The sequence below is a fragment of the Halomonas ventosae genome, from assembly GCF_004363555.1.
GTDB classification, from domain to species: Bacteria; Pseudomonadota; Gammaproteobacteria; order Pseudomonadales; family Halomonadaceae; genus Halomonas; species Halomonas ventosae.
This window is the reverse complement of record NZ_SNZJ01000016.1, coordinates 78,368-102,952: the sequence shown is the minus strand read 5'-3', so window position 1 is coordinate 102,952 and position 24,585 is coordinate 78,368. Positions and strand designations below refer to the sequence as shown.

The window sequence follows — 24,585 nt, the reverse complement described above, 5'->3', positions numbered from 1 at the left end:
GGGACGTCATGAATAGGTGCCCATCTATTGTTACGTGGGCACCTAATGTCACCGGACAAGGCCTTCCGCGGAAGATGTGTTCAGCAGCCGGTTACGGCCAAGTCATCGTCAGGCACCTATCCCGAGAAGACCCCGTGTTCGATAGAGTACGGGGTCTTTTCATGTGCGGCCGTTGGAGAGCGGGGCGTCGGGGAATGCCCCGTGGCGTTCCCCCCCCCGGCTCGCCGGGGGGAGAACTGCTGCCTCCGGCAGGCCGTCATCGGCTCAGCAAGGGGTGACGTGAGCCGATGACGGTGGCGCCACCGTGCCGCGTTCCACCAGGTGGGTCGAGAAACAGAGCGGTCCCTGCCAGGGCGCGTCATAGGCCAGTGACATGATCCTGCCGCTGGCCGCCTGTGCCATCCGGTCCACGGGGACGTGGACCGACGTCAGTCCCGGCGTGACGTAGTGCGCGTAGACCTCATCGTCGAAGCCCACCAGCGAGACATCCTCGGGCACGCTCAGGCCGAGCTCCTTCAGGTGCAACATGGCCCCGATGGCCATGTCGTCGTTGCCCACCGCCAGGGCTGTGAAGGGCAGGCCTCGCCGCCGCAAGGTATCCACGGCCTCCCGTCCGCTCGACTCCTGCCAGGTGCCTTCCACGACGGCCCCTTCCGGCACGCTCAGCCCGGCTTCCTCCATGGCCTGGTGAAAGCCCGCCAGTCGCTGGGTGGCATCCTGCTTCCAGCGCGGGCCGGTGATGCAGGCGATGTGTCGGTGACCCTGCTCGATCAGGTGACGCGTGGCGAGATAGCCGCCCTGCTGGTTGTCGACGTAACTGCACTGGCTCTCCAGGCCGGGCACTCGGCGGTTGATGACGACCAGGGGAATCTGCGCGGCCAGCGCGACGAGGACGTCATCGTGCAGGCGATCCGACTGGACCAGCAGGCCATCGCAGCGACGCGACATCAGGAAGTCGATCGATTCCTGTTCGCGGATCAGCTCGTTGTGTCCCGAGGCGACCAGCAGCGACTTCTGGTGCAGGCGGAGCCTTTCCTCCAGATTCACCATCAGGGTGCCCATGAAGGGGCCGGCAAGGTGAGAGATGACCAGGCCGATGCAGTCGGAGCGGTTGGAGGCGAGGGAGCGGGCAAAGGAGTTGGGACGATAGCCAAGCCGCTGCATGGCCTCCTCGACCCGTCGACGCGTGTCGTCCGCCACGGGCACCTCGCCATTCATGACGCGTGAGACCGTGGCGGGCGAGACGCCTGCCAGTTTGGCAACCTCCCTGATGGTGGACATGCTGGCTCCTGATGCGCCTCGATCGCCGGGCGGATGACGCCGCGGGTCGAGGCGGTGGACGAAATCCCGGGGCTGTGCGCTCCCTGCGGATGAAATATCGTCGATCCAGCATTATAGCCATTGATGTAATCGTTTTCAGGCTTATTGCCCAGGTTCCGGAAAGAGCGCGCCCAGGCTCTCCTGCCGTTCACACCCTCGGGTGACAGGCGCGGGCATGACGGCCCCAAGCCCGGGGCGTCGAGACGGCCCCTCGACACGCCTGCGCAGGTCATCCGCAGGCGTCGAGTTCACGGCGTCACTCGTACAGGTAGCAGCGCACGAAGTGGTCCTTGGCGATCCGGGTAACCTCGGGCAGGCGGGTGCTGCATTCCGTTCGGGCGTGGGGGCAGCGCTGTGCAAAGGGACAGCCGGTACTCTCGGGCTGCCACATGGGGATGTCGGCCTTGTGCTGGTACTGGCTCATGTCCCGGCCCTTGTGTGCCCCGGGTTGGGGGACCGCGGCGAGCAGCAGCTGGGTGTAGGGGTGTTGGGGGTTCTGGGTGACGGCATCGCTGTTGCCCCACTCCACCATGTGGCCGACATACATCACCGCCGTGCGCTCGGCGAAATAGCGCGCGGTGGCGATGTCGTGGGTGATGTACATGAAGGCGATGTCGTGCTGGTCCTTGAGGTCCATCATCAGGTTGAGGATGCCGAGCCGGATCGACACATCGAGCATCGAGATCGGCTCGTCGGCCAGGATGACGTCGGGTTCCACGGCCAGCGCCCGGGCGATCGCCACCCGCTGACGCTGGCCGCCACTGAGCTCGTAGGGAAACTTGTCGGCGGTCTCGGCGGCCGGCGTCAGGCCCACGGTCTCGAGCAGCTCGAGCACCCGCGCCCGCAGGGCCGCCTTGCCGCGGACCTTGCCATGGATCTGCAAGGGGCGGGCGATCTGGTAGAAGATGCGGTGCACCGGATTGAGGCTGCCGAAGGGGTCCTGGAAGATCATCTGTACGCGGCTGGCGAAGCCCCGCTTGCCGCCCTGGGCGATCAGCTCATGCATCGGCTCGCCGCGGAAGGTCACCTCTCCCGAGGTGGCCTCATGGACCTGGGAGAGGATCCGTGCGCTGGTGCTCTTGCCGCTTCCCGACTCGCCGACGATGGCCAACGCCTCTCCCGGGAAGAGGTCGAAGGAGACGGCGTTCAGGGCACGCATGGTGGTGCGCTCTAGCAACGATCCGCCCAGGGTGAAGTCCTTGGTCAGGTCGCGCGCCGACACGATGGGGGCGTTGGCCTCGGTGGTCATGGTCATCCCGCGGTCCTCTCGGCAAGTTCGTGGCAAGCGGCCTGGTGAGTGGGCGTCACCGGTATCATCTCCGGGTCATGCGTCCGGCAGGTGGAGAAGCAGCGCTCGCAACGGTCCTGGAAGTAGCACCCCTGGGGGGCCTCGAGGAGGTTGAGCGGGTTGCCGGGTATGCCATACAGCCGCTCCCTGGGGCCATGGATGGTCGGGAAGGAGTCGAGCAGGCCCCGGGTGTAGGGGTGCCGGGGGCGATAGAAGACCTCGTCGGCGCTGCCCAGCTCGACCAGCTTGCCGGCATACATGATGCCGATGCGGTCGGCGATCTCGCCCATGAGGCTGAGGTCGTGGCTGATGAACAGGATGGAGAAGCCGAACCGGTCCTTCAGCTGGTAGAGCTCATCCATGATCTCCCGCTCCACGACCACATCCAGGGCCGTGGTCGGCTCGTCCATGATGATCAGGCGGGGCCTGAGCGCCAGGGCGATGGCGATCACCACCCGTTGGCGCATCCCGCCGCTGAGCTGGTGGGGAAAGCTGTCCATGCGGCTGGCATGCAGTCCCACGGTCTGGAGGAGCTCCTCTCCCTGGCGCCAGGCCTCCTTCCTGCGGACCTTGCAGTGGGCCAGGATGACATCGGTGATCTGCTCGCCGATCGTGATGACCGGATTGAGGGAGTTCATCGCGCTCTGGAAGACGACGCTGACCTCGTTCCAGCGGAACTGGCGCAGGGTGCGCTTGTTCATGCTCAGCACGTCACGACCGCGATAGCGGATCTCGCCCTCGGAGATGAGCGCCGGGGCCTTGTGCAGGCGGGCGATGGAGAAGGCCAGGGTCGACTTGCCGCAGCCCGACTCGCCGGCCAGGCCCAGGGTCTCCCCCGGACGAATGCTCAGGCTGACGTCATTGACGGCCCGGACCATGCCCTTGGGCGAGACATAGTCGACACACAGGTGGCGAATCTCCAGCAGCTCGCCGGTGTTCTCGTCGGTGGCGGGTTGAAAGGCTTGGATCGCCATCAGGAAGCACCTCGCTGGCGTTTGGCTTGAATGATGCGGTTGAGCTTGCGCCAGCGCTTGATGTGCGGGCCGGTCTTGAGCTTGGGGTTGCTGACCTGATCGATGGACATGTTGATCAGCGCCATGGCGCCGCCGACCAGGGCAATGGTCACGGCGGGCACGATCATCTCCCACCAGCCGCCGGTGTAGAGGGCGGCGGACGACTGGGCCCAGTAGAGCATGGTGCCCCAGGTCACCACGGTGGGGTCCCCCAGCCCCAGGAACTCGAGGCCGGCCTCGTTGATCAGGGCGTACATGACCACCCCGACGAAGCTGCCGGCAACGATCGAGATCAGGTTGGGCAGGATCTCCACCAGGACGATGCGCAGGCGGCTCTCGCCCATGCACTCCGCCGCGAGGATGAACTCCTTCTGGCGGATGGCCATGGTCTGCGAGCGCACGACGCGCGCGCCCCAGGGCCAACTGGTGATGCCGATCAGCAGGGCGATCACCACCGGCCCCACCTGCCCGAGAAAGGCCGCCAGGACGATCAGCAGGGGCAGCTGCGGGAAGACCAGCACCACGTTCATGGCGAAGTTGAGCCACTGATCGATGCGGCCGCCGAAGTAGCCGGCGGAGATGCCGACCAGGATCGAGATGACCGTGGAGATGGCCCCGGCGATGAAGGCCACGCCCAGCGAGGCGCGGCCGCCATGCAGCAGCTGGCTGAACACGTCCCGCCCCTGGCGGGTCGTGCCGAGCACGTGCTCGGCGCTGGGTTCGACGTGTGGGCGGGCGACACGTTCGTCGGGCGCATGGGCGGTGAACCAGGGGCCGATCAGGCAGGCCACGATCACCAGCGCCATCACGCCGCCGCCGATGGTTGCCGACAGGTTGCCCTGGAAGAAGGCAGCGAGATTGCGCAGCAGTTGCCGGAGGCGTGGAGGCACCATGGGAGTCTTCCTGTAGGAGTCCATTGGCAGGGAGGAGTCAGTCATCGGTAAGCCCTTCGGTTACTTGCGCAGACGCGGGTCGAGCCAGAGATAGGTGAGGTCGGCGATGAAGTTGCCGATCAGCACGAAGGCGACGATCAGCAGCAGCAGGGCCTGCACCAGGGGGTAGTCGCGGGCGTTGATCGCCTTGAGCAGGGTGTTGCCCACGCCGGGGTAGTTGAAGACGATCTCGATGAAGATCTGGCCGGCGACGGCGAAGCCCAGACCCATGGCCACCGAGGTCACCACCGGCAGCACGGCGTTACGCGAGGCGTAGCGGAGCATGATGCGGGCCTGACTGAGGCCCTTGGCCTCGGCCATGGTGATGATGTCTTCCCCGAGCACGTTGATCATGGCGTTGCGCATGGTCATCACCCACTGGGCGAGGCTGACCAGGACGATCACTAGCAGCGGCAGCACGGCATGGTGGGCGACACTGCCGAGGTACTCGGCCGTCCAGCCGGGCGCCAGGGAAGGGTCGGCGGCATAGCTCATGGGAAACCATTGCAGCTTGAGCCCGAAGAGGTAGAAGACCAGCAGGGCGGTGACGACGGTCGGCATCGAGGAGAGCACCGCGGCCATCGGCGGAAACAGGGAGGCGAACCAGTTGCCGCGCTTGTAGGCGGCGATAGTCCCGAGGATCAGGCCGAGGATGATGGCGGTGGTGACGCCCAGCCCGATCAGGAACAGGGTCCAGGGGAAGGTGAAGCCGAGCACGGTGGTCACGTCGGTCGGGTACATCAGGATGGAGGGGCCTAGGTCACCGGTGAAGACGCTCTTCACGTACTGGAGGTACTGCGACCACAGGGGCCCCTCGGAGAAGCCATACATGGCGCGGATGGCGTCCATCTGGGACGGATCCAGCTGCCCCGCGGAGCCGGCGAAGAGCGCATCGACCGGGTCGCCCGGCATGATGCGAGGCAGCAGGAAATTGAAGGAGATGGCGATCAGGAACGCGACAAGATAGAACAGGAATCGACTGAGGATGTACCGCATTGAGTTCGCCTCTGGCTCGGGGTCGACGAGGGAACCGGGGCGGGTCCGGTTCCCCCTCACGCTGATGGTCGGTTACTTTCGACGCAGGTTGTTGAAGATCAGGGTGTTGTTGCCCGTGGAGTAGAACACCGGGTGCACGTAGGGGTCCTCCGCGTTCGGCCAGCCCACGAACTCGCTGGTGTTGTACTGGAACCAGGTGGCGTTGGAGAACAGCGGGACGAATGGCAGTTTCTCGGCGGTGAAACGCTGCAGCTGGTCGAGGGTGTCCTGCTTGGCGTCGGCTTCGGTCAGGGAGCCGAAGTCCTCGATCAGTGCGTCGACCCGCTCCGAGTGCACGCCATGCCCGGCGTGCCAGATATGGCCGACGCGGCTGGTGTGGTAGTACTCCTTGAAGGTCTGGATGGGGTGCGTCGAGAGCAGCGACCAGTTGATGGCGGCCTGGTAGTCGCCCTCCTTGAGCGACTGGTCATAGACGCCCCACTCGACAGCATTGACGTTGGCCTCGATGCCCACGTCCTGGAGGTACTCGGTGATCATCAGCACGGTCTGTACCCAGTCGGTCCAGCCGTTGACGACCTGAATGTCGAACGCTAGCTCAGAGCCGTCGGGAAGCTCACGCTGGCCGTCACCGTCGACATCCTGGTAACCGGCCTCGTCCAGCAGCTGGCGGGCCCTGTCCGGATCGTACTGGGTCAGCCAGCCGTACTCCTCCATGAGCGACTCATCCATGTAGTCGGCGTAGTAGTCGCCAATGCCCCCGGGGAAGAAGTTCGCCGTGGGGTAGCCGTAGGCGGCCAGGTCGACGATCGCCTCACGGTCCAGTGCCACGGACACCGCCTGGCGGAACGCCAGGTCGTCGAAGGGCGCCTGCCTGGTGTTCAGGTAGAGATGGATGGCGTCGTTGGCCGGGTACCAGTAGTGGTGATTGTCGGGATCGGCGGCGACATAGGTCTTCTCGACGTCGGCGATGAAGTTGGACCCCCAGTCGATCTCGCCATTCATCAGGGCCGGTTGGATCTGGGAGTTGTCATTGAAGGCGCGATAGCGGACGCAGTCCAGGTAGGGCCGGTCTTCCTGGTAGTAGTGCGGGTTGCGGCAGATCTCCATCTGCTGGGGCCGCACGTACTCGATTTCGGTCACCGGGCCCGAACCGATCGCCTTGGGGTTGGTGAAGGTGGCGGGATCGCTGGCCTGCTCCCAGACGTGCCGGGGAAGGGGCATGTAGCGGTTCAGGTCCCAGTGCACGGTGCTGTCGGCCTGCGCCAGGTCGAATCGGATCTCGCGATCGGACACCCGGGTGACTTCGGTGACCAGCCCGCTGGCGAGGACCCCGGCGAGGTCATAGACGGGCACCTCACGCGCCAGCTCGAAGGTGTAGACGACGTCGTCGGCGGTCAGTGGCTCGCCGTCGGACCAGGCGAGGTCCTCGCGGAGGGTGTAGGTGATGCTCCGGTAGTCCTCCGCGTACGCGTAGCCTTCGGCCAGCCGCAGGCTGGTTTCCCCCCGCATGACGTTGGTGAAGGCCAGGGTCTCGAAGACCATCCCGCCGACGATGTTGTTGCTGTCGATATAGGGGTTGAAGCTACTGGTGAAGGCCGTGGTGATGACGGGCACGGTCAGGGTGCCGCCCTGGTCGGGGGCGGCCAGCGCGGGGGAGGAGGAGGCGGCCACGGCGGCGGCCAGAGCCATCATGGAGAACGTTTTCATTGGCGTTACCTTCGCTTGTCTATTGTTGTCGTGGTGATGCTGTCGCGGTGAGGGTGGGGGCTCAGCGCCCGGCCTTGCGTGTCCAGAGGAAGTCGGCAAATGCCCTGGCGCTGTCCTTGAGCGTGCGCTGCTGGGTCTCGTAGTCGATGTACACCAGGCCGAAGCGCTTGCTGTAGCCTTCCGCCCACTCGAAGTTGTCCATCAGGCTCCAGGCGAAGTAGCCCCGGACATCGACACCCTGCTCAATGGCGTCGTGGACGGCATTGAGGTGGCTGTTGAGGTAGCGGCTGCGCTGCTCGTCATGGACCTCTCCCTTCTCCAGGTGATCGTCGCCGGCCATGCCGTTCTCGGTGACCATCAGGGGCGGCAGCCGGTACTGCTCGTTCAGGTCGACCAGCAGGTCGGTCAGGCCCTGCGGATAGACTTCCCAGCCGAAGTCCGTGACCTCCACGTCCTTGGGCGGGTGGCCCTGGACCAGGTGCTCGCGGTCATAGGAGACGACGCCGCGGGTGTAGTAATTGATGCCGATGAAGTCCACTGGCTGGGAAATCAGCTCCATGTCGCCCGGCAGCACCTGGGGCGCCAGCTCCGGGTAGAGACGCGTGTAGAGCGCCGGGTAGCGGCCCTCGAGCACCGGCTCCAGGAACCAGTGGTTCATGCTCGCCTCGCCCACCAGGGCAGCGACGCGGTCGTCGTAGCGACGGCTGTGGGGCGTGTTCGGACCCATGTTCAGCACCAGGCCGGCCTGGGCGTCGGGGGTGTTGGTGCGCAGGGTCTGCATGCCCAGGCCGTGGGCCAGCAGCAGATGGTGCCCGGCCTGGCGGGCGAGGCGGGCGTCCTCCAGCCCCGGCGCGTGTATGCCGGCCTCGTGGCCCAGGATCGCGCTGACCCAGGGTTCGTTGAGGGTGGCATAGGAATGGACGCGGTCACCCAGCTCGCGGGACACCAGGTCGGCGTATTCCTGGAAGCGATAGGCCGTTTCCCGATTGAGCCAGCCGCCGCGCTCCTGCAGGTGCTGGGGAAGGTCCCAGTGATAGAGCGTCACGAAGGGCGTGATATGGCGCTCCAGCAGGCTGTCGAGGAGACGCTTGTAGAAATCCAGGCCCTTGGCGTTGGGCTGGCCGCCCTCGGTCATCACGCGCGGCCAGGCGATCGACAGGCGGTAGGCGTCCACCCCCAGGCCCTGGATCAGCTCCAGGTCTTCCTGCCAGCGATGGTAATGGTCGCAGGCGGGCATGCCGCTGTCACCGTTCTTGACGCGACCCTCGAGGGCGCAGAAGTGGTCCCAGATGGACGGCAGGCGGCCATCGGCCTGGGTGGCCCCCTCGATCTGGAAGGCCGCCGTCGCGACGCCGAAGGTGAAGTCCGGGGTGAGAAGTCGTGACGATGTCGGCAGTTCGATTCGTTGCATGGGAAAGCAGGTTCCTCTTGTCGGGCCCATGGGATGTTGGGTGCCATGGTCATGAAAGCGGTTTCATAAAAATATACGACTTTGGTCGACGAGGGTCGGAGGGTCGATGAAATCCCTTTCATGACGCCCAGTTGCGTTCCGATGTACCGTCTATGCCCTGAGCTGAGCCGACGACCGGCCGGTCGGGGCGTCGGCCAAGTAGTGAATTGGGCGGGGCGATTTCCGGGGCGCGGCGCCATCCGCTAGAATGTCCCATTTCCCGTCAGGGGCATGAGCATGACCATCGGTGACCTGATCCGCCTGCTGAGCGATGGCGAGTTCCACTCCGGCGAGCAGCTGGGCGAACGGCTGGGCGTGTCGCGGGCGGCAGTATGGAAGCAATTGCGCAAGCTGGAGTCCCTGGGCATTCCCATGGAAGCGGTCAAGGGCCAGGGCTATCGCCTGGTCGAGCGCCTCGAGCTGCTGGATGGTGGCGCCATCGTGGCCGGCCTCTCGCGCGAGGCGCGTCCCCACCTGACGCGGCTGTTCGTCGAGGAGAGCCTGCCGTCCAGCAACGCCTTCCTGCGCGAGCGCTTCTCCCAGGGGGCGGGGCACGGCGAGGTCTGCCTGGTGGAGCAGCAGAGCGAGGGGCGAGGACGCCGAGGTCGCGCCTGGGTGACGCCCTGGGGGCGCACCCTGATGCTCTCGCTCGGCTGGCGGGTCGAGGCGGGGGTGGCATCGCTTGAGGGGCTGAGCCTGGCGCTGGGCGTGGCCCTCGCCAGGGTGCTCGAGCGCCATGGCCTCCGGCCACGCCTGAAGTGGCCCAATGACGTGCTGCTGGAGGACGACGACGGGGCGCTCGGCAAGCTGGCGGGCATCCTGGTGGAGATCAGCGGTGATGCCGCCGGCCCCTGCGAGGTGGTGGTGGGCATGGGCATCAATGTCGACCTGCCGGCGGCCTTCCGTGGCGGCATCGACCAGGCCGTCGCGGCAGTCCATGACCAGGCGCCGGGACTCTCCCGCAATGCCCTGGCCATCGAGCTGCTGGATGAGCTGCTGCCCCTGCTGGCAGGCTTCGAGCAGCAGGGGTTCGCCGCCTGGCGGGACGACTGGAACGCCCGGCATGCCTTCGCCGGCTGCGAGGTGGAGGTCCTGCAGCGTGGCACCCGGGAGCCGGCCACCGCCGGGGAGGTGGACGAGGCCGGCAACCTCTGGGTGCAGCAGGAAGGCAGGCCGGTGCGGCTTGCCGGCGGCGAGATCAGCGTGCGGAGACGCGCATGATCCTGGACCTCGACATCGGCAACACCCTCTCCAAATGGCGGCTCAAGGATGCCGACAGCAGCGAGATCCGCTCCCGCGGCGCGGTCTGGACCCGCGAGGAGTGGCGCCCCGGCGCGGATATCCCGGACCTCGACGTGGTCGAGGCGGTGCGCATCTCCAGCGTAGCGCGCCGTGCGGTGCTGGAGGAGACGGTCGGACTGTTGCGCCAGCGGGTGGGCAGCGTCTATGTGGCGCGCTCCACGGCCGAGGCGCTGGGGGTCACCAACGGCTACGAGGAGCCCGGCCGGCTGGGAGTCGATCGCTGGATGGGGGCCCTGGCGGGCTATCAGCTGGCCGGCGGCTGCTGTGCCGTGGACTGCGGCAGCGCCATCACCGTCGACTTCGTGCTGCCCGGCGGGCGCCACCTGGGCGGCTACATCCTGCCCGGGCTGCGGCTGATGAAGGAGAGCCTGAAGCTCGGTACCCGCAACGTGGCCATCGACCCGGACAGCGAGGCCGAGGAGCTGCTGGAACCCGGCAGGCGCACCGTCGAGGCGGTCAATCACGGCATCTACATGGCGGCAGTGAGCGCGGTCAATCGCATCTACAGCGAGGTGTGTGACCAGCAGGGCGTGGCGCTGCCGATGATGCTGACCGGCGGTGACGCCCGGGTGGTGTCTAGGGGCATCCAGGTGCCCCATGCGGTCTGGCCAGACATGGTCTATGGGGGGCTGGAGGCCTGCTTCCCGCTGACCGCGGCCGAGCGAGCGGGACGCATGTCCGGGGCACCCCGCGTGCCCTCGCCGGTGGCACTGGAAAAGATCCGCGCCGCGCTTGCATTCTCCATGCTGCTTTGACACAATGCGCCGCGTTCCGGAGAGGCGCGCCCAGCAGGCCCGTCGCGCCCGATCAAGAGCCAGCGAAAACAGGCACTTGACACCGGAAGCAGAGGCGGTAGAATGCATCGCCAGCTGGAGGGGTTCCCGAGTGGCCAAAGGGAGCAGACTGTAAATCTGCCGCGAAAGCTTCGAAGGTTCGAATCCTTCCCCCTCCACCAGGTTCAGCCGCACCCGACGCGTCGAGTGATGGCAAGCAAGAGTGGGTCGGCGGGCATAGTTCAATGGTAGAACCTCAGCCTTCCAAGCTGATGATGCGGGTTCGATCCCCGCTGCCCGCTCCAGGTATCGAGCTGTGATACCACAAGGTCGCGCTCATGTAGCTCAGGGGTAGAGCACACCCTTGGTAAGGGTGAGGTCGACGGTTCAAATCCGTCCATGAGCTCCATATCGAGAAGGCGAGCCTAGGCTCGCCTTCTCTTTTTCTTCCCGGTGCGGGTCTCGTGCAGGGATGGGGTTGCCAGGAGAAGCGGCTTTCGCTATCATGGCGCCCGCTGTCGTACAGGCCGCCTGCAAAGGGTGGTCGCGGAAGCAGATACAGGCCAGTAGCTCAATTGGCAGAGCAGCGGTCTCCAAAACCGCAGGTTGGGGGTTCGATTCCCTCCTGGCCTGCCAGTCTTCCCCAGGCTGGCGAGATCTCATATACTTTCATGTTTCGATTGCCGCACCCTGAGGAGTCTCGTTTTCATGAAGCATAACGCCGAGGTGCAGGAGTCGCGCCACGACGGGCTCAAGTGGGCGGTTGTCGTCACTCTGCTGGTCCTTGCCGTGGTCGGCAATACCTATTTCGCCGACCAGGCGCTTCTCTATCGTGTGCTCGGTGTCGTCGTGCTCAGCGTGGCGGCGGCACTGGTGGCGCTGACCACGACCAAGGGTCGTGATCTGGTCGAGCTCGCCAGGAGTGCGAAGAAGGAGATCCAGCGTGTCGTCTGGCCGACCCGGCCCGAGACCGTCCAGACCACCGCCATCGTGCTGGTGGCCGTGCTGGTGGTCGGGCTGATGCTGTGGCTGATCGACACCCTTCTTGGCTGGGCGATGTCCGGCGTCATCGGTTAGGAGTTTTCATGTCCAAGCGTTGGTATGTCGTCCACGCCTACTCCGGCTTCGAGAAGCATGTCATGCGCTCGCTCATCGAGCGCGTGAAGATGCACGGCATGGAGGATCGCTTCGGCGAGATCCTGGTGCCGACCGAAGAGGTCGTCGAAGTGCGCGACGGCAAGCGTCGCAAGAGCGAGCGCAAGTTCTATCCCGGCTATGTGCTGGTCGAGATGGAGATGGATGACGAGACCTGGCACCTGGTCAACGAGACCCCGCGCGTCATGGGGTTCATCGGTGGCACCAAGGAGAAGCCGGCCCCGATCACCCGCAAGGAGGCCGATGCCATCCTCAGCCGGGTCAAGGACGGCACCGACAAGCCGAAGCCCAAGACGCTCTTCGAGCCGGGCCAGTCGGTGCGCGTCATCGACGGCCCCTTCGCCGACTTCAACGGGGTCGTCGAGGAGGTCAACTATGACAAGAGCCGTGTGCAGGTCAGCGTGCTGATCTTCGGCCGCTCCACGCCCGTCGAGCTGGAGTTTGCCCAGGTCGAGAAGGAATAGCCTTCCGGGCCTGCCTGTTTCGTGGCAGCCGCCCGCGGGTGGCTGTGTAACCCGGGGAGCCGCAAGGCGCTACTACCCAACTGGAGTCCATCATGGCCAAGAAAGTACAGGCTTACATCAAGCTGCAGGTCGCAGCTGGCAAGGCCAACCCGAGTCCCCCCGTGGGCCCCGCGCTGGGCCAGCACGGCGTCAACATCATGGAGTTCTGCAAGGCGTTCAACGCCGCGACCCAGGACATCGAGCCGGGCCTGCCGACCCCCGTGGTCATCACCGTCTACTCCGACCGCAGCTTCACCTTCATCACCAAGACCCCGCCCGCCGCGGTCCTGCTGAAGAAGGCGGCCGGCATCAAGTCCGGCTCCGGCGAGCCGAACAAGACCAAGGTCGGCACCGTGACCCGCGAGCAGCTCGAGGAGATCGCCAAGACCAAGGAGCCCGACCTGACGGCTGCCGATCTCGACGCCGCGGTGCGTACCATTGCCGGTAGTGCCCGCAGCATGGGCCTGAACGTGGAGGGTCTCTGATCATGGCCAAGCTTACCAAGCGTGCACAGCAGATTCGCGAGAAGGTCGACGCCAACCGGACCTACTCCCTCGACGAGGCCGTGGCCCTGCTCTCCGAGCTGTCCACCGTCAAGTTCAAGGAATCCCTGGACGTCGCCATCAACCTGGGCGTCGACCCGCGCAAGTCCGACCAGGTCGTGCGTGGCGCCACCGTGATGCCCAACGGTACCGGCAAGGACGTGCGTGTCGCGGTCTTCACCCAGGGTGCCAACGTTGATGCTGCCAAGGAAGCCGGTGCCGACATCGTCGGCATGGACGACCTGGCCGAGCAGGTCAAGAAGGGCCAGCTGGACTTCGACGTGGTCATCGCCTCGCCGGACGCCATGCGCGTCGTCGGCCAGCTGGGCCAGATCCTCGGTCCGCGCGGCCTGATGCCGAACCCCAAGGTCGGTACCGTGACCCCGGACGTCGCCACCGCGGTCAAGAACGCCAAGGCCGGCCAGGTGCGCTTCCGGACCGACAAGAACGGCATCATCCATACCACCCTGGGCAAGGTCGACTTCGACGCTTCCGCCATCCAGGGCAACCTGGAGGCGCTGGTCGCCGACCTGAAGAAGCTCAAGCCGAGCACCTCCAAGGGCATCTATCTCAAGAAGGTCACCCTGTCCACCACCATGGGCCCGGGGCTGACCATCGATCATTCCGCCCTGGCCTGATCGGGCGGCGATCGAGACGATTGCAGGAACTTTGCGGTCCCCGTGCCGGGCTATCCTCGCCGGCGGGGCATCGTCAAAGACCGCAGGTGCCGCGTTTCTAGCGAGCGCGGCTTAATCTTCCCCTCGGGAAGGCCTGCGCAGATGGTGTGGCCGCCAGATCTCTGGTGAGCACCATCACCCAGGACTCCCGACCTCCGGTCGGGAGAGATGGTAACCACCGGAATCCTCTCGCGAGGTTCCGGCACGAAGGAGTGATCACTGTGCCACTAGCACTCGAAGGCAAGAAGGCAATCGTTGCCGAGGTCAGTGAAGCGGCCAAGGATGCGCTCTCCGTCGTAGTTGCCGACTCTCGTGGCGTCGCGGTCAGCGCGATGACCGACCTGCGCAAGCAGGCCCGCGAGAATGGCGTGCAGATCCGTGTTGTCCGCAACACCCTGGCACGTCGCGCCCTGTCCGGAACTCCCTGGGAGATTCTGGACGAGACCTTCTCCGGTCCGACCATGCTGGCCTTCTCCTATGAGCACCCGGGCGCTGCCGCCCGTCTGTTCAAGGAGTTCGCCAAGGGTCAGAAGGAGTTCGAGGTCAAGGCGCTGGCCTACGAAGGTGAGCTGATCCCGGCAAGCGACATCGACCGTCTGGCAACCTTGCCGACCTACGATGAGGCGATCGCCAAGCTGATGTCCGTCATGAAGGAAGCTTCTGCCGGCAAGCTGGTCCGTACCCTCGCGGCGCTGCGTGACCAGAAGCAGGAAGAGGCCGCCTGAACGGCGAACTCTCGCGCTCAGCCCGAATCGAACATTGAATCCCCGAGCCATCGCGATGCCGAGGCTCCCGCAAAGTTAGGAATCTAGACAATGGCACTGACCAAAGAAGACATCATCAACGCCGTCGCCGACATGTCCGTCATGGAAGTGGCCGAGCTGATCGAGGCCATGGAAGAGAAGTTCGGTGTCTCTGCTGCCGCTGCCGTCGTGGCCGGCCCGGGTGGCGGTGAAGCCGCTGCCGAGGAAGAGCAGACCGAGTTCGACGTCGTGCTGACCTCTGCAGGCGACAAGAAGGTCAACGTGATCAAGGCGGTCCGCGAGATCACCGGCCTGGGCCTCAAGGAAGCCAAGGGTGCCGTCGACGGCGCGCCGGCGACCATCAAGGAAGGCCTGTCCAAGGACGACGCCGAAGAGGCAAAGAAGAAGCTGGAAGACGCCGGCGCGAGCGTGGAGCTCAAGTAACCCTTGTGCCCATGGCTTCACGCGCTGCGTAAGCTTCCACGGCTGGTGGCGGGACACCCGCTGCCGGCCTTTTTCTGTTGTCACTAGCCGGTCGCCCTCGGGCCACCGCTAGCCGAATTCCGACGGCGAGCCTCCTGGTGGAGGCTTGCCGTCAGCGCCTGACGGAGCCGTACCCGTCGGGTGACGCCGACACGCATCGGTCACCCATGGTGAACAAGCTGGGGAATACAGATGGCTTACTCATACACTGAGAAAAAACGCATCCGCAAGGATTTCGGCAAACTGCCCCAAGTGATGGATGTGCCCTACCTGCTGGCCATCCAGCTTGATTCCTACTACGAGTTTCTCCAGCAGGATCGCTCACCCGAAGAACGCCTGGAAATCGGCCTGCACGCCGCCTTCAAGTCGGTCTTCCCGATCGCGAGCTTCTCCGGCAACGCTGCCCTGGAGTATGTCAGCTACCGTTTCGGCACTCCGGCCTTCGACGTCAAGGAGTGCCAGCTGCGTGGCGTCACCTATTCGGCCCCCCTGCGCGTCAAGGTCCGCCTGATCATCTACGACAAGGATTCGTCCAACAAGGCGATCAAGGACATCAAGGAGCAGGAAGTCTACATGGGGGAGATCCCCCTGATGACCGAGAACGGTACCTTCGTCATCAACGGTACCGAGCGCGTCATCGTCTCCCAGCTGCACCGCTCGCCCGGCGTGTTCTTCGACCACGACAAGGGCAAGAGCCACTCCTCCGGCAAGCTGCTCTATTCCGCCCGGGTGATCCCCTACCGCGGTTCCTGGCTCGACTTCGAGTTCGATCCCAAGGACAGCGTCTTCGTGCGCATCGACCGTCGCCGCAAGCTGCCGGCCACGGTGCTGCTGCGCGCCCTGGGCATGAGCGCCGAGGAGATCCTCGATAACTTCTTCGAGCTCAGCACCTTCCATATCGAGAAGTCCGGCTTCTCCGTGGAGCTGGTGCCGTCGCGCCTGCGCGGCGAGACCGCCACCTTCGACATCAAGGACGGCGACGGCAACGTCATCGTCGAGGAAGGTCGCCGGATCACCCAGAAGCACATCCGCCAGCTGGAAAAGGCCGGTCTCGAGCGCCTCGACGTGCCGATGGACTACCTGTTCGGCAAGACCCTGGCCAAGGATCAGGTCGATCCCAACACCGGCGAGCTGATCTGCCCCTGCAACACCGAGATCACGCCCGAGCTGCTGGAGAAGATCGGCCAGGCGGGCATCACCACCCTCGAGACGCTCTACACCAACGACCTCGACTGTGGTCCCTTCATCTCCGACACCCTCAAGCTGGACACCACCGGGTCCCGCCTCGAGGCGCTGGTCGAGATCTACCGCATGATGCGCCCCGGCGAGCCGCCCACCAAGGAGGCCGCCGAGACGCTGTTCAACAACCTGTTCTTCAGCGAGGACCGCTACGACCTGTCGGGCGTGGGTCGCATGAAGTTCAACCGCCGGCTGCGTCGCGACAGCGACACCGGCTCCGGCGTCCTCGACCAGCAGGACATCCTCGACGTGCTGCGCGAGATGATCGCGATCCGCAACGGCTTCGGTGACGTCGACGACATCGACCACCTGGGCAACCGTCGCATCCGCTGCGTCGGCGAGATGGCCGAGAACCAGTTCCGCGTCGGCCTGGTGCGCGTCGAGCGCGCGGTCAAGGAGCGCCTCTCCATGGCCGAGAGCGAAGGCCTGATGCCCCAGGACCTGATCAATGCCAAGCCGGTGGCGGCGGCGGTCAAGGAGTTCTTCGGTTCCAGCCAGCTCTCGCAGTTCATGGACCAGAACAACCCGCTCTCCGAGGTCACCCACAAGCGCCGCGTCTCCGCGCTCGGCCCGGGCGGCCTGACCCGCGAGCGGGCCGGCTTCGAGGTGCGTGACGTCCACGCCACCCACTACGGCCGGCTGTGCCCGATCGAGACCCCGGAAGGTCCGAACATCGGCCTGATCAACTCCCTGGCCACCTACAGCCACACCAACAGCTACGGCTTCCTCGAGACGCCGTACCGCAAGGTCGTGGATGCCCAGGTGACCGACGACGTGGTGCACCTCTCGGCCATCGAGGAGGGTGACTTCGTCATCGCCCAGGCCTCGGCGACCGTGGACGAGTCCGGCAAGCTGGTCGACGATCTGGTGCAGGTCCGCCACCGCGGCGAGACCACCTTCATGCGTCCCGAGCAGGTCACCCTGATGGACGTGTCGCCGCGCCAGGTGGTCTCCGTGGCCGCCGCGCTGATCCCCTTCCTCGAGCACGACGACGCCAACCGCGCCCTGATGGGGGCGAACATGCAGCGCCAGGCCGTGCCGACCCTGCGTGCCGACAAGCCGCTGGTGGGCACCGGCATGGAGCGCTTCGTGGCGCGCGACTCCGGCGTCTGCGAGGTGGCCCGTCGCGGCGGGGTGATCGACTCGGTCGACGCCAAGCGCATCGTGGTGCGGGTCAGCGAGGACGAGATCATCGGCGGCGAGGCCGGCGTCGATATCTACAACCTGACCAAGTACCTGCGCTCCAACCAGAACACCTGCATGAACCAGCGCCCGATCGTGCGCCCCGGTGACCAGGTGCGCCGTGGTGACATCCTGGCCGACGGTCCCTCCGTGGACATGGGCGATCTAGCCCTGGGCCAGAACATGCGCATCGCCTTCATGCCCTGGAACGGCTACAACTTCGAGGACTCCATCCTGCTCTCAGAGCGGGCGGTCCAGGAAGATCGCTTCACCACCATCCACATTCAGGAGCTGACCTGCGTCTCCCGCGACACCAAGCTGGGGCCGGAGGAGATCACCTCCGATATCCCCAACGTCGGCGAGTCGGCGCTGGGCAAGCTGGACGAGGCCGGCGTAGTCTACATCGGCGCCGAGGTCGGTGCCGGCGACATCCTGGTCGGCAAGGTGACGCCCAAGGGCGAGACCCAGCTGACCCCGGAAGAGAAGCTGCTGCGCGCCATCTTCGGCGAGAAGGCGTCCGACGTGAAGGACACCTCGCTGCGCGCCCCGACCGGCATGAAGGGCACCGTCATCGACGTCCAGGTGTTTACCCGCGACGGCGTGGAGAAGGACTCCCGGGCGCTCTCCATCGAGCAGATGCAGCTCGACGAGGTGCGCAAGGACCTCCAGGAGACCTACCGCATCGCCGAGGATGCCACCTTCGAGCGCCTCAAGCGCACCCTCTCCGGTCAGGTCGTCAACGGCGGTCCCAAGCTGAAGAAGGGCGACGTGCTCTCCGACAGCTACCTCGAGGAGCTGCCGCGCCAGCAGTGGTTCAAGCTGCGCCTGCAGGACGAGACCTTCAACGAGCTGCTGGCCCAGGCCGACGAGCAGCTGGAGAACCGTCGCAAGGAGATGGACGAGCGCTTCGAGGACAAGAAGCGCAAGCTCACCCAGGGCGACGACCTGGCGCCGGGCGTGCTGAAGATCGTCAAGGTCTACCTGGCGATCAAGCGCCGCCTGCAGCCGGGCGACAAGATGGCCGGCCGTCACGGCAACAAGGGTGTCATCTCGGCGATCATGCCCATCGAGGACATGCCCTTCGACGACAATGGCGAGCCCATCGACGTGGTGTTGAACCCGCTGGGCGTGCCCTCGCGGATGAACGTGGGGCAGATCCTCGAGACCCACCTGGGCATGGCGGCCCGCGGCCTCGGGGTCAAGATCGAGGGGCTGCTGCGCGATGCCCGCGAGCAGCAGGTGGCCGAGATCCGCGACTTCCTGGCGCAGGTCTACAACACCACCCAGGGAACCCGCGTCGAGGACCTCGACTCGCTCTCCGACGAGGAGGTGATCGCCCTGGCGAAGAACCTCAAGGGCGGCGTGCCGATGTCCACGCCGGTGTTCGACGGTGCCCAGGAGCACGAGATCAAGCACCTGCTGCGCCTGGCCGACCTGCCGGACTCGGGCCAGATGACGCTCTACGATGGCCGTACCGGCGATGCCTTCGACCGCCCGGTGACCGTGGGCTACATGTACATGCTCAAGCTCAACCACCTGGTGGATGACAAGATGCATGCGCGCTCCACCGGCTCCTACTCCCTGGTCACCCAGCAGCCGCTGGGCGGCAAGGCGCAGTTCGGTGGCCAGCGCTTCGGCGAGATGGAGGTCTGGGCACTGGAGGCCTACGGCGCGGCCTACACGCTCCAGGAGATGCTCACCGTCAAGTCCGACGACGTGGAGGGGCGCACCAAGATGTACAAGAGCATCGTGGACGGCGACCACACCATGCAGGCGGGCATGCCGGAATCCTTCAACGTGCTGGTGAAGGAAATCCGCTCGCTGGGCATCGATATCGAACTGGAAAGCTGAGGCTGCACCGCCTGCGCTTCACAGAATGACGGTCCGCGGGGGTGGCGACGCCCCCGCCCATGACAACTCCGCAACGGAGCCGACCCCATGAAAGATTTGGTGAAAGTCCTCAAATCGCAGTCTCAGTCCGACGAGTTCGACGCGATCAAGATCACGCTGGCGTCGCCGGACATGATTCGCTCCTGGTCCTACGGCGAGGTCAAGAAGCCGGAGACCATCAACTACCGCACCTTCAAGCCGGAGCGTGACGGCCTGTTCTGTGCCAAGATCTTTGGCCCGGTGAAGGACTACGAGTGCCTGTGCGGCAAGTACAAGCGCATGAAGCACCGCGGCATCATCTGCGAGAAGTGCGGCGTCGAGGTCACCAAGGCGGCGGTGCGCCGCGAGCGCATGGGCCACATCGAGCTGGCAAGCCCCGTCGCCCACATCTGGTTCCTCAAGTCGCTGCCGTCGCGCATCGGCATGTTCCTGGACATGACCCTGCGCGACATCGAGCGCGTGCTCTACTTCGAGAGCTTCATGGTCATCGACCCGGGCATGACCACCCTGGAGCGCGGCCAGTTGCTCAACGACGAGCAGTACTTCGAGGCCCTCGAGGAGTTCGGTGACGACTTCGACGCCCGCATGGGGGCCGAGGCCGTCCAGGCGCTGCTCAAGGACATCGACCTCGACGAGGAGATCGGCCGACTGCGCGAGGAGATCCCGCAAACCAACTCCGAGACCAAGATCAAGAAGCTCTCCAAGCGCCTCAAGCTGCTGGAGGCCTTCCAGGGCTCCGGCAACGACCCGGCGTGGATGGTCATGGAGGTGCTGCCGGTGCTGCCGCCGGACCTGCGTCCGCTGGTGCCGCTGGACGGTGGCCGCTTCGCGACCTCGGACCTCAACGATCTCTATCGTCGCGTCATCAATCGCAACAACCGCCTCAAGCGGCTGCTCGACCTCAATGCGCCCGACATCATCGTGCGCAACGAGAAGCGCATGCTGCAGGAGTCGGTGGATGCGCTGCTCGACAACGGCCGCCGCGGCCGGGCGATCACCGGCTCCAACAAGCGCCCGCTGAAGTCCCTGGCCGACATGATCAAGGGCAAGCAGGGCCGCTTCCGCCAGAACCTGCTGGGCAAGCGCGTCGACTACTCCGGCCGCTCGGTCATTACAGTCGGCCCGACCCTGCGCCTGCACCAGTGTGGCCTGCCGAAGAAGATGGCGCTGGAGCTGTTCAAGCCGTTCATCTACTCCAAGCTGCAGTCGCTGGGTCACGCCTCCACGATCAAGGCGGCCAAGAAGATGGTCGAGCGCGAGCTGCCCGAGGTGTGGGACATCCTCGCCGACGTCATCCGCGAGCACCCGGTGCTGCTCAACCGCGCGCCGACCCTGCACCGCCTCGGCATCCAGGCCTTCGAGCCGCTGCTGATCGAGGGCAAGGCGATCCAGCTGCACCCGCTGGTGTGTGCCGCCTACAACGCCGACTTCGACGGTGACCAGATGGCGGTGCACGTGCCGCTGACCCTGGAAGCCCAGCTCGAGGCCCGCGCGCTGATGATGGCCACCAACAACGTGCTGTCACCGGCCAACGGCGAGCCGATCATCGTACCCTCCCAGGACGTGGTGCTGGGGCTGTACTACATGACCCGCGAGCGCATCAACGACAAGGGCGAGGGCATGGTGTTCTCCGGCCTCGACGAGGTGGAGCGCGCCTTCGGCACCCAGAGCGTGTCGATGCATGCCCGCGTCAAGGTGCGCCTCGACGAGGTGGACATCGACGAGGAGACCGGCGAGAAGAGCCACCATCGCCGCCTCTACGACACCACCGTGGGCCGGGCGCTGCTGTTCCGCATCCTGCCCGAGGGCGTGCCCTTCGAGCTGGTCGACCAGCCGATGAAGAAGAAGGCCATCTCGAAGCTGATCAACGAGGTCTACCGCCGCGCCGGTCTCAAGCCGACGGTGATCTTCGCCGACCAGCTGATGTACACCGGCTTCCGCCTGGCCACCTGGTCCGGCGCCTCCATCGGCGTCAACGACTTCGTCATCCCGGACGCCAAGGCCGAGATCGTCGAGGCCGCCGAGGACGAGGTGAAGGAGATCGAGGACCAGTTCTCCTCCGGCCTCGTCACCGCCGGCGAGAAGTACAACAAGGTCATCGACATCTGGGCCCGGGCCAACGACCAGGTCGCCAAGGCGATGATGGCCGGGATCTCCAAGGAGACCGTGGTGGACCGCGATGGCAAGGAGGTCGAGCAGGACTCCTTCAACAGCGTCTTCATCATGGCCGACTCGGGCGCCCGGGGTAGCGCCGCCCAGATCCGCCAGCTGGCGGGCATGCGCGGCCTGATGGCCAAGCCGGACGGCTCGATCATCGAGACCCCGATCGTCGCCAACTTCCGCGAGGGCCTGAACGTCCTCCAGTACTTCATCTCGACCCACGGTGCGCGGAAGGGCCTGGCGGACACGGCACTCAAGACGGCCAACTCCGGTTACCTGACCCGCCGCCTGGTCGACGTGGCCCAGGACATGGTGATCACCGAGCCGGACTGCGGCACCGAGCGCGGCCTGACGCTGCACCCGGTCATCGAGGGCGGCGACATCATCGTCTCCCTGGCCCAGCGCGTGCTGGGTCGCGTGGTCGCCCAGGACGTCATCGACCCGGCCAGCGAGGAGGTGCTGATCCCGCGCGGCACCCTGCTCGACGAGAAGTGGTGTGCCGAGCTCGACACCATGGGTGTCGACGAGATCGTGGTGCGCTCGACCATCACCTGCGAGACCCCGCACGGCGTCTGCTCGGCCTGTTACGGCCGTGACCTGGCGCGCGGTCATCAGGTGAACATCGGCGAATCCGTCGGCGTCATCGCCGCCCAGTCCATCGGCGAGCCGGGCACCCAGCTGACCATGCGGACCTTCCACATCGGCGGCGCGGCCTCACGGGCCTCCGCGGTGGACAGCGTCCAGGTCAAGCACGGCGGCAAGGTGCGCCTGCACAACATCAAGTACGTCGAGCGCGGTGACGGCAAGCTGGTGGTGGTGTCCCGCTCCAGCGCCCTGGCCGTGGCCGACGATCATGGCCGCGAGCGCGAGTACTACAAGCTGCCCTACGGGGCCGAGCTGGACGTGCGCGACGGCGACAGCGTCGAGGCCGGCCAGGCCGTGGCCAAGTGGGACCCGCACACCCACCCGATCATCGCCGAGGCCGAGGGGCAGGTGCAGTACAGCGACCTCGACGAGGGCGTCACCATGCACCGCAGCGTGGACGAGATGACCGGCCTCTCCTCCATCGAGGTGATCGAGTCGGCGGCGCGGCCCATGGCCGGTCGCGACAAGCGCCCGATGATCATGCTGACCGACGCCGCCGGCAAGCCGGTCACCGTCTCCGGCTCCGACACCCCGGTGCAGTACCCGCTGCCCGGCAAGGCGATCATCACCGTCGACAACGGCTCGACGATCGGCGTCGGCGAGGTGGTGGCCCGTATCCCCGTGGAAGCCACCGGCAACAAGGACATCACCGGCGGTCTGCCGCGCGTCGCCGACCTGTTCGAGGCGCGCAAGCCGAAGGAGCCGGCGATCCTCGCCGAGGTCAGCGGCGTGATCAGCTTCGGCAAGGAGACCAAGGGCAAGCGGCGCCTGACCATCACCCCGGAAGACGGCGATCCCTTCGAGATGCTGATCCCGAAGTGGCGCCAGATCGCGGTCTTCGAGGGCGAGTCGGTCGAGAAGGGCGAGGTGATCTCGGACGGCCCGAGCAACCCGCACGACATCCTGCGTCTGCTGGGCATCGCCGAGCTGGCCAAGTACATCACCACCGAGGTGCAGGACGTCTATCGCCTGCAGGGCGTGGGCATCAACGACAAGCACATCGAGGTGATCGTGCGTCAGATGCTGCGCAAGGTGGAGATCACCGACGCCGGCGACAGCGACTTCATCCCCGGCGACCAGGCCGAGCTGGTCCGCGTGCTCGAGCAGAACGCGCGCCTGGAGCAGGAAGAGAAGTTCCCGGCCAAGTACCAGCGGCTGCTGCTGGGGATCACCAAGGCCAGCCTGGCCACCGAGTCGTTCATCTCTGCGGCCTCCTTCCAGGAGACCACGCGGGTGCTGACCGAGGCGGCGGTGACCGGCAAGCGCGACTACCTGCGTGGCCTGAAGGAGAACGTGGTGGTGGGACGCCTGATCCCGGCCGGTACCGGCCTGACCCACCACGCGGAGCGTCGCCGCAAGCGTGAAGACGCCGAGCGGCTGCTCCACCCGTCGGCCTACGACGTCGAGCAGGAGCTGGGCGCCCAGCTCACCGCGCTGGACTCGGACGACGACGAGATCTGACGCCCGCGTCGTGGCACCGCGCCTCCCCGGAGGCGCGGTGCTTGACGACGTGCCGCGTCAGCCATTAGAATGCGCAGCCTTTAACAGTGGGGCGGGTGCGCCCGCACCCGCTGGAAGGCAAGGCAACCCATTGGAGTCAGCTACACACCATGGCAACGATCAATCAGCTCGTGCGCAAGCCGCGCAAGCGCCAGGCCGCCAAGAGCGACGTGCCTGCGCTGCAGGCCTGCCCGCAGAAGCGCGGCGTCTGCACCCGCGTCTACACCACCACCCCGAAGAAGCCGAACTCCGCACTGCGCAAGGTGTGCCGTGTTCGCCTGACTAACGGCTACGAGGTCTCCTCGTACATCGGCGGTGAAGGCCACAACCTCCAGGAGCACTCCGTGGTCCTGATCCGCGGCGGTCGCGTCAAGGACCTTCCCGGTGTGCGCTATCACACCGTGCGTGGTGCCCTGGACACTTCCGGCGTGCAGAACCGCAAGCAGGGCCGTTCCAAGTACGGCACCAAGCGTCCCAAGGTCTGACCGGCCGCGGTACGCAGCAGTCACCCCATTTTGACCACGGTCTGATAAGAGTAAGGTCGAGCGCTGCCGCCGGCAGGAGTCTCGGGTTTACCTGAAGGATCCTTTGATGAGGGCTTATCATGCCTAGAAGAAGAGTTGCGGCCAAGCGCGAGATCCTGCCGGATCCCAAGTTCGGAAGCGAGCGCCTGGCGAAGTTCATGAACCACCTGATGATCGGCGGCAAGAAGTCCGTAGCTGAGCGTATCGTCTATGGTGCGCTGGACAGGGTTGCCGAGCGTAGCAAGGAAGAGCCGCTGGAGATCTTCGACAAGGCGCTGGAAGCCATCCAGCCCATGGTCGAGGTCAAGTCACGCCGCGTCGGCGGTGCGACCTATCAGGTGCCCGTGGAAGTTCGCCCCTCGCGCCGCCATGCGCTGGCCATGCGCTGGCTGGTCGATGCGGCCCGTCGCCGTGGCGAGAAGACCATGGTGCTGCGCCTCGCCGGCGAGATGCTCGATGCCGCCGAAGGCAAGGGCTCAGCCGTCAAGAAGCGGGAAGACGTGCATCGCATGGCAGAGGCCAACAAGGCCTTCTCTCATTATCGTTTCTAAGTGCACCGCT

The 24,585-nt window shown here is 65.7% G+C and carries 19 protein-coding genes and 4 tRNA genes; 16 read left to right on the top strand and 7 right to left on the bottom strand.

The features are described from left to right. Window positions 1–264: 264 nt before the first annotated feature. The 7 genes from DFP85_RS13790 to DFP85_RS13760 all read right to left on the bottom strand — a co-directional run bounded on the left by DFP85_RS13790 (window position 265) and on the right by DFP85_RS13760 (window position 8,667). Window positions 265–1,281: a LacI family DNA-binding transcriptional regulator gene (locus DFP85_RS13790; protein ID WP_133636940.1), complete on the bottom strand. Its 1,017-nt coding sequence runs from the start codon at window positions 1,279–1,281 to the stop codon at window positions 265–267. Window positions 1,282–1,576: 295 nt separating this feature from the next. After that, entirely contained in the window at window positions 1,577–2,575 is a 999-nt protein-coding gene (locus tag DFP85_RS13785) for an ABC transporter ATP-binding protein (protein WP_133636938.1), read from the bottom strand. Beyond that, window positions 2,572–3,582 (bottom strand): ABC transporter ATP-binding protein, encoded by a 1,011-nt coding sequence (locus DFP85_RS13780; RefSeq protein ID WP_133636936.1) that lies wholly within the window; start codon window positions 3,580–3,582, stop codon window positions 2,572–2,574. Before DFP85_RS13780 ends, DFP85_RS13785 begins: the two co-directional genes overlap by 4 nt. Further along, on the bottom strand, window positions 3,582–4,514 hold the full coding sequence (locus DFP85_RS13775) for an ABC transporter permease (protein WP_243737304.1): 933 nt from the start codon (window positions 4,512–4,514) through the stop codon (window positions 3,582–3,584). Before DFP85_RS13775 ends, DFP85_RS13780 begins: the two co-directional genes overlap by 1 nt. Window positions 4,515–4,574: 60 nt before the next feature. Then, on the bottom strand, window positions 4,575–5,549 hold the full coding sequence (locus tag DFP85_RS13770; RefSeq protein ID WP_133636932.1) for an ABC transporter permease: 975 nt from the start codon (window positions 5,547–5,549) through the stop codon (window positions 4,575–4,577). Between the two features lie 72 nt (window positions 5,550–5,621). Further along, entirely contained in the window at window positions 5,622–7,256 is a 1,635-nt protein-coding gene (locus DFP85_RS13765; protein ID WP_133636930.1) for an ABC transporter substrate-binding protein, read from the bottom strand. 61 nt (window positions 7,257–7,317) lie between these two features. Then, the gene (locus DFP85_RS13760; RefSeq protein ID WP_133636928.1) at window positions 7,318–8,667 is read right to left on the bottom strand and encodes a GH1 family beta-glucosidase; all 1,350 of its coding nucleotides are present in this window, start codon (window positions 8,665–8,667) and stop codon (window positions 7,318–7,320) included. A gap of 276 nt (window positions 8,668–8,943) precedes the next feature. Here DFP85_RS13760 and DFP85_RS13755 point away from each other — a divergent pair, with 276 nt between their 5' ends. The 16 genes from DFP85_RS13755 (at window position 8,944) to rpsG (ending at window position 24,575) form a co-directional block, all read left to right on the top strand. Then, entirely contained in the window at window positions 8,944–9,927 is a 984-nt protein-coding gene (locus DFP85_RS13755) for a biotin--[acetyl-CoA-carboxylase] ligase (RefSeq protein ID WP_133636926.1), read from the top strand. Further along, a complete protein-coding gene (locus tag DFP85_RS13750) occupies window positions 9,924–10,763 on the top strand; it encodes a type III pantothenate kinase (RefSeq protein WP_133636924.1) in 840 nt (279 codons plus the stop codon). The genes DFP85_RS13755 and DFP85_RS13750 overlap by 4 nt, the downstream gene beginning before the upstream one ends. Window positions 10,764–10,879: 116 nt before the next feature. Beyond that, window positions 10,880–10,963 (top strand) — tRNA-Tyr (locus tag DFP85_RS13745). A gap of 49 nt (window positions 10,964–11,012) precedes the next feature. Next, window positions 11,013–11,086: transfer RNA gene (locus DFP85_RS13740), tRNA-Gly, on the top strand. Window positions 11,087–11,115: 29 nt separating this feature from the next. Continuing rightward, window positions 11,116–11,190, top strand: a tRNA-Thr gene (locus DFP85_RS13735). Window positions 11,191–11,341: 151 nt separating this feature from the next. Continuing rightward, window positions 11,342–11,417: transfer RNA gene (locus tag DFP85_RS13730), tRNA-Trp, on the top strand. A gap of 72 nt (window positions 11,418–11,489) precedes the next feature. After that, a complete protein-coding gene (gene secE, locus DFP85_RS13725) occupies window positions 11,490–11,858 on the top strand; it encodes a preprotein translocase subunit SecE (protein ID WP_133636922.1) in 369 nt (122 codons plus the stop codon). Between the two features lie 8 nt (window positions 11,859–11,866). Further along, the gene (gene nusG, locus DFP85_RS13720; RefSeq protein ID WP_040183153.1) at window positions 11,867–12,400 is read left to right on the top strand and encodes a transcription termination/antitermination protein NusG; all 534 of its coding nucleotides are present in this window, start codon (window positions 11,867–11,869) and stop codon (window positions 12,398–12,400) included. A 92-nt stretch (window positions 12,401–12,492) separates the two neighbouring features. After that, complete coding sequence (gene rplK / locus DFP85_RS13715; protein ID WP_133484167.1) at window positions 12,493–12,924, top strand: 50S ribosomal protein L11; 432 nt, start codon at window positions 12,493–12,495, stop codon at window positions 12,922–12,924. Between the two features lie 2 nt (window positions 12,925–12,926). Then, a complete protein-coding gene (gene rplA, locus DFP85_RS13710; RefSeq protein WP_133636918.1) occupies window positions 12,927–13,619 on the top strand; it encodes a 50S ribosomal protein L1 in 693 nt (230 codons plus the stop codon). Window positions 13,620–13,879: 260 nt separating this feature from the next. Continuing rightward, on the top strand, window positions 13,880–14,383 hold the full coding sequence (gene rplJ, locus DFP85_RS13705; protein WP_071943769.1) for a 50S ribosomal protein L10: 504 nt from the start codon (window positions 13,880–13,882) through the stop codon (window positions 14,381–14,383). 90 nt (window positions 14,384–14,473) lie between these two features. Beyond that, complete coding sequence (gene rplL / locus DFP85_RS13700) at window positions 14,474–14,845, top strand: 50S ribosomal protein L7/L12 (protein ID WP_089714430.1); 372 nt, start codon at window positions 14,474–14,476, stop codon at window positions 14,843–14,845. A 231-nt stretch (window positions 14,846–15,076) separates the two neighbouring features. Then, a complete protein-coding gene (rpoB, locus tag DFP85_RS13695) occupies window positions 15,077–19,156 on the top strand; it encodes a DNA-directed RNA polymerase subunit beta (protein ID WP_133636917.1) in 4,080 nt (1,359 codons plus the stop codon). Window positions 19,157–19,243: 87 nt separating this feature from the next. Beyond that, on the top strand, window positions 19,244–23,461 hold the full coding sequence (rpoC, locus tag DFP85_RS13690; protein WP_133636915.1) for a DNA-directed RNA polymerase subunit beta': 4,218 nt from the start codon (window positions 19,244–19,246) through the stop codon (window positions 23,459–23,461). Between the two features lie 149 nt (window positions 23,462–23,610). Beyond that, entirely contained in the window at window positions 23,611–23,985 is a 375-nt protein-coding gene (rpsL, locus tag DFP85_RS13685) for a 30S ribosomal protein S12 (protein WP_071943783.1), read from the top strand. 119 nt (window positions 23,986–24,104) lie between these two features. Further along, window positions 24,105–24,575, top strand: coding sequence for a 30S ribosomal protein S7 (rpsG, locus tag DFP85_RS13680; protein WP_040183143.1), 471 nt, complete (start codon window positions 24,105–24,107; stop codon window positions 24,573–24,575). The last annotated feature ends 10 nt before the right edge of the window (window positions 24,576–24,585 follow it).

What these genes read in the sequence shown, in the direction of transcription:
- DFP85_RS13790 (WP_133636940.1), bottom strand. Translation starts at nt 1,281, where the DNA reads ATGTCCACCATCAGGGAGGTTGCCAAACTGGCAGGCGTCTCGCCCGCC.
- DFP85_RS13785 (WP_133636938.1), bottom strand. Translation starts at nt 2,575, where the DNA reads ATGACCATGACCACCGAGGCCAACGCCCCCATCGTGTCGGCGCGCGAC.
- DFP85_RS13780 (WP_133636936.1), bottom strand. Translation starts at nt 3,582, where the DNA reads ATGGCGATCCAAGCCTTTCAACCCGCCACCGACGAGAACACCGGCGAG.
- DFP85_RS13775 (WP_243737304.1), bottom strand. Translation starts at nt 4,514, where the DNA reads ATGGTGCCTCCACGCCTCCGGCAACTGCTGCGCAATCTCGCTGCCTTC.
- DFP85_RS13770 (WP_133636932.1), bottom strand. Translation starts at nt 5,549, where the DNA reads ATGCGGTACATCCTCAGTCGATTCCTGTTCTATCTTGTCGCGTTCCTG.
- DFP85_RS13765 (WP_133636930.1), bottom strand. Translation starts at nt 7,256, where the DNA reads ATGAAAACGTTCTCCATGATGGCTCTGGCCGCCGCCGTGGCCGCCTCC.
- DFP85_RS13760 (WP_133636928.1), bottom strand. Translation starts at nt 8,667, where the DNA reads ATGCAACGAATCGAACTGCCGACATCGTCACGACTTCTCACCCCGGAC.
- DFP85_RS13755 (WP_133636926.1), top strand. Translation starts at nt 8,944, where the DNA reads ATGACCATCGGTGACCTGATCCGCCTGCTGAGCGATGGCGAGTTCCAC.
- DFP85_RS13750 (WP_133636924.1), top strand. Translation starts at nt 9,924, where the DNA reads ATGATCCTGGACCTCGACATCGGCAACACCCTCTCCAAATGGCGGCTC.
- secE (WP_133636922.1), top strand. Translation starts at nt 11,490, where the DNA reads ATGAAGCATAACGCCGAGGTGCAGGAGTCGCGCCACGACGGGCTCAAG.
- nusG (WP_040183153.1), top strand. Translation starts at nt 11,867, where the DNA reads ATGTCCAAGCGTTGGTATGTCGTCCACGCCTACTCCGGCTTCGAGAAG.
- rplK (WP_133484167.1), top strand. Translation starts at nt 12,493, where the DNA reads ATGGCCAAGAAAGTACAGGCTTACATCAAGCTGCAGGTCGCAGCTGGC.
- rplA (WP_133636918.1), top strand. Translation starts at nt 12,927, where the DNA reads ATGGCCAAGCTTACCAAGCGTGCACAGCAGATTCGCGAGAAGGTCGAC.
- rplL (WP_089714430.1), top strand. Translation starts at nt 14,474, where the DNA reads ATGGCACTGACCAAAGAAGACATCATCAACGCCGTCGCCGACATGTCC.
- rpoB (WP_133636917.1), top strand. Translation starts at nt 15,077, where the DNA reads ATGGCTTACTCATACACTGAGAAAAAACGCATCCGCAAGGATTTCGGC.
- rpoC (WP_133636915.1), top strand. Translation starts at nt 19,244, where the DNA reads ATGAAAGATTTGGTGAAAGTCCTCAAATCGCAGTCTCAGTCCGACGAG.
- rpsL (WP_071943783.1), top strand. Translation starts at nt 23,611, where the DNA reads ATGGCAACGATCAATCAGCTCGTGCGCAAGCCGCGCAAGCGCCAGGCC.
- rpsG (WP_040183143.1), top strand. Translation starts at nt 24,105, where the DNA reads ATGCCTAGAAGAAGAGTTGCGGCCAAGCGCGAGATCCTGCCGGATCCC.